This is a genomic window from Treponema sp., assembly GCF_045657965.1.
Classification (GTDB): Bacteria; Spirochaetota; Spirochaetia; order Treponematales; family Treponemataceae; genus Treponema_D.
This window is the reverse complement of sequence record NZ_JAZOUG010000249.1, coordinates 1-3,280: the sequence shown is the minus strand read 5'-3', so window position 1 is coordinate 3,280 and position 3,280 is coordinate 1. Positions and strand designations below refer to the sequence as shown.

Here is a 3,280-nt window from a genome sequence, read left to right as displayed (position 1 = left end):
CTACGATCCGACTTAGATTAAGATTGCAATGCTTACGGATCTTACCGGAGATTTTTCCAGCTACGGTATTCAGGCAGCTATCGGTACAAAACTTGCCGTAAAAGAAATCAATGCCGCAGGCGGCATTAACGGAAAGCAGATTGAGCTGATTCAGTACGACACGCAGACTGACAATACAATCTATCAGGAAATGGCAAGAAAGGTTTGTCTTGAAGACAAGGTAGATCTGGTGCTTGCGGGCATTTCAAGTGCATCTCGCGAAGCAATCCGCCCGATTTTTGAAGAGAACGAAACTCTCTATTTCTACAACCAGGAGTATGAAGGCGGTGTTGCAAGCCACTATGTGTTCTGCTGCGGCCCGATTCCAGAGATGCAGATTGACCCGACTGTAGACCATCTTATGAAGAACGTCTGTCCGGCTGGTGCAAAGGTTTACATCATTGCCGCTGACTACAACTTCGGACAGATTTCGTCACAGTGGGCAAAGAAGGCTGTTGAGCGCAACGGCGGTTCAGTCATCAAGACAGAATTCATTCCGCTGGGCGTAAGTCAGTTCAGTTCGACGATTGCAAACATCAACGCTGCAAAACCGGACATGATTATCTCGTTCTGCACCGGTGCGGCACACATGTCATTCTACGAGCAGTGGTCAAACAGCAAGTTTGCAGATATTCCGATTGTGACAACCTGTGCCCTTGCTATCAACGGTGAGCACAAGCTCTTTGCCCCGCCGGCAATGGCAAATGTATATGTCGGAGCGCCGTACTACGAAGAAGTAGCGACACCTGCCGCAAAGAAGTTTACGGCAACGCTTAAGGCTGAAAATCCTTCTGTGAAATACATCGGCTGGGATGCGGAAACGACCTATACATCACTCTACCTGTATAAGGCGGCAGTTGAAAAAGCCGGCACTACCGAAGTCGAGGCTGTTATTGCGGCTCTTGAAAGTGGCGTGAGCTTTGACGGTCCTGGCGGAATGGCGGTGATTAACGGAAAGGACCATCACACAATCCGTGATATTGCAGTAGGCAAAGTTGAAAAGGACCACACGCTCAAAGTTATCGCAACATTCAAGGGTGTAAAGTCAAGTTTTATCGAAAGTCTTGGTGTTGACCTTGCCAAGGAAGGTAAGAAAGCTGCAAACATGCAGTACACACCGGAATGATGTAACAAAAGACGTTTAGCAAAACACAATGACGTGTTGAATCCAGCGCTTTGATGGGCTTCAGCACGTCATTTTTATTTTCAGGGGGTCGTACATGGATATAGTCGTTTCATACCTATACCAGATTATAGACAGCTTCAGTTTTCTTATTCTGAGCTCAATCGGTCTGGCAGTTATATTCGGAATGATGAACATCATAAATATGGCACACGGCGAGTTCATCATGCTGGGAGCGTATATCTTTACAATCAGTGCGCTTGCCGGAGTTCCGTTTATCCTCAGCGTTTTGATTGCAGTTTTTGGTGTTACGCTATTCGGTGTCGTAATCCATAAACTTATCATCTCGAAACTTCACGCAAGACCGATGGACTCTATCGTTATTACATACGGTATGAGTCTTGTAATGAAGCAGCTGATACAGATTATTTTCGGCTCAACAATGCCGTCCGTATCAATGCCGCTTGGTTCAATAACAGTCGGCGGAAACGTTCTTTCGGTATACCGGCTTGTGCTTGTTGTGATTTCAATACTGATGCTTATTGCATTCTACATGTTTTTCAACTACACGAAATTCGGCCTGTATTCACGCGCCACAATGCAGAATCAGGAAGTTGCTAAAGCGCTCGGTATCAACACGGGATTTGAATACTCAATGACGTTTGCCATAGGTGCAGGAATTGCAGGTCTTGCCGGCGCCCTCTATGCACCGGTTATGGCTGTTTCACCGGTTCTGGGCGACAGCTTTATTATTCAGGCATTCACTACAGTGGTCGTAGGCGGCGGAAACCCGCTTATCGGAACATTCCTTTCCGGAACTGTTCTCGGAATTATCAGTGGCGTTGTTTCACTCGAACAGGGACAATTCATCGGAAAGATTGCCATGCTCGTTGCTGCAATCCTTTGCATCCGTGTACTTCCAAGCGGATTCTCAGGACTTGTTGAAAAGATCCGGAAGGGGATTTGATTATGTACATAAAGCCACTTAATCGCATATTTAGAAACGAATCCGAAAATCTGGTTGCAGTACTGCTCTTTGCGTTTTTTATGATTCTGCCGGGAGTTACCTCAGCATACAAAATCCAGATTTATACAAACTTTTTCAACAGCATTTTGCTGTGTCTCAGCATTGTTTTCATCTGGGGCTACTGCGGAACATTCAGTTTCGGCCAGGCGGCCTTTTACGGACTGGGAGCTTATGGATACGCCATTCTCTCGGGAAACATGGGTATTCACTCGCTGACACCGCTTGCAGCTTTGATTGCCATTGCAATTGTCTGGCTCTTCGCTCTGGTTCTCGGGTACTTCATGTTCTACGGCGGCGTAAACGATGTCTTTGTCGGTATTCTGACGCAATGTATAACGCTTGCGCTTTCAACATTCTTCGGCCAGACAGCGGGGCCTGAATGGCATGTCGGCAAGGTTCTGCTTGGCGGCTACAACGGAATCAATAAGATTTCGGCGCTCTATTTGGGCGGCTTTAAGCTCAAGGGCATCGCACTCTACTATTTCTGTGCAGTCATCGTGTTTGCGCTGGTACTTGTGTTCAAGATTCTCGAAAGAACAAAGTTCGGCTACACAATGATTGCCATACGGGAAAACCGCCAGCGCAGCAGCATGTTCGGATACAACGTGCCGAGAGTACAGATGATTGTATTCAGCATCGGCGGAGCAATCGCAGCGTTTGCGGGAGTGCTGTATGCATCATGGGGCGGCTATGTATCGCCGTCATCAATGAGTATTACACAGGCGACCCTGCCGGTAATTCTTGTAGCATCCGGCGGAAAGAAAAGCCCGGTAGCCGCAATGCTCTTTGGTTTTATCTACTACTTTGCAAACAACTTCCTTACAGGAGCCGGCAGCAGTTATTCGCTCCTTATCCTGGGACTTGCGCTTGTCATCGTAGTTTTGTTTGTTCCGCAAGGACTGTTTAAGGCGCTCTTTGGCGTTCTTGATGAAAAGATTATGAGGAGGTTCGACCATGAGTGAAATTCAGATGACTGCAAAGCCCGTTGTGCTGGAAGTAAAAAATCTGGCAAAGCGCTTCGGCGGAATTACAGCTCTTACCGACTTTAATCTTACCGTCCGGCAGGGAGACATTCACTGTCTTATCGGACC

Annotated in this window: 3 protein-coding genes; all 3 read left to right on the top strand. The window is 47.2% G+C overall.

What is annotated here, in order from left to right; genetic code table 11:
- Window positions 1–28 precede the first annotated feature (28 nt).
- The gene (locus tag ACKI5B_RS09320; protein ID WP_407428064.1) at window positions 29–1,165 is read left to right on the top strand and encodes an ABC transporter substrate-binding protein; all 1,137 of its coding nucleotides are present in this window, start codon (window positions 29–31) and stop codon (window positions 1,163–1,165) included.
- 94 nt (window positions 1,166–1,259) lie between these two features.
- On the top strand, window positions 1,260–2,129 hold the full coding sequence (locus ACKI5B_RS09315) for an ABC transporter permease subunit (protein WP_407428062.1): 870 nt from the start codon (window positions 1,260–1,262) through the stop codon (window positions 2,127–2,129).
- A gap of 2 nt (window positions 2,130–2,131) precedes the next feature.
- Complete coding sequence (locus ACKI5B_RS09310; protein ID WP_407428060.1) at window positions 2,132–3,151, top strand: ABC transporter permease subunit; 1,020 nt, start codon at window positions 2,132–2,134, stop codon at window positions 3,149–3,151.
- Window positions 3,152–3,280: the final 129 nt, after the last annotated feature.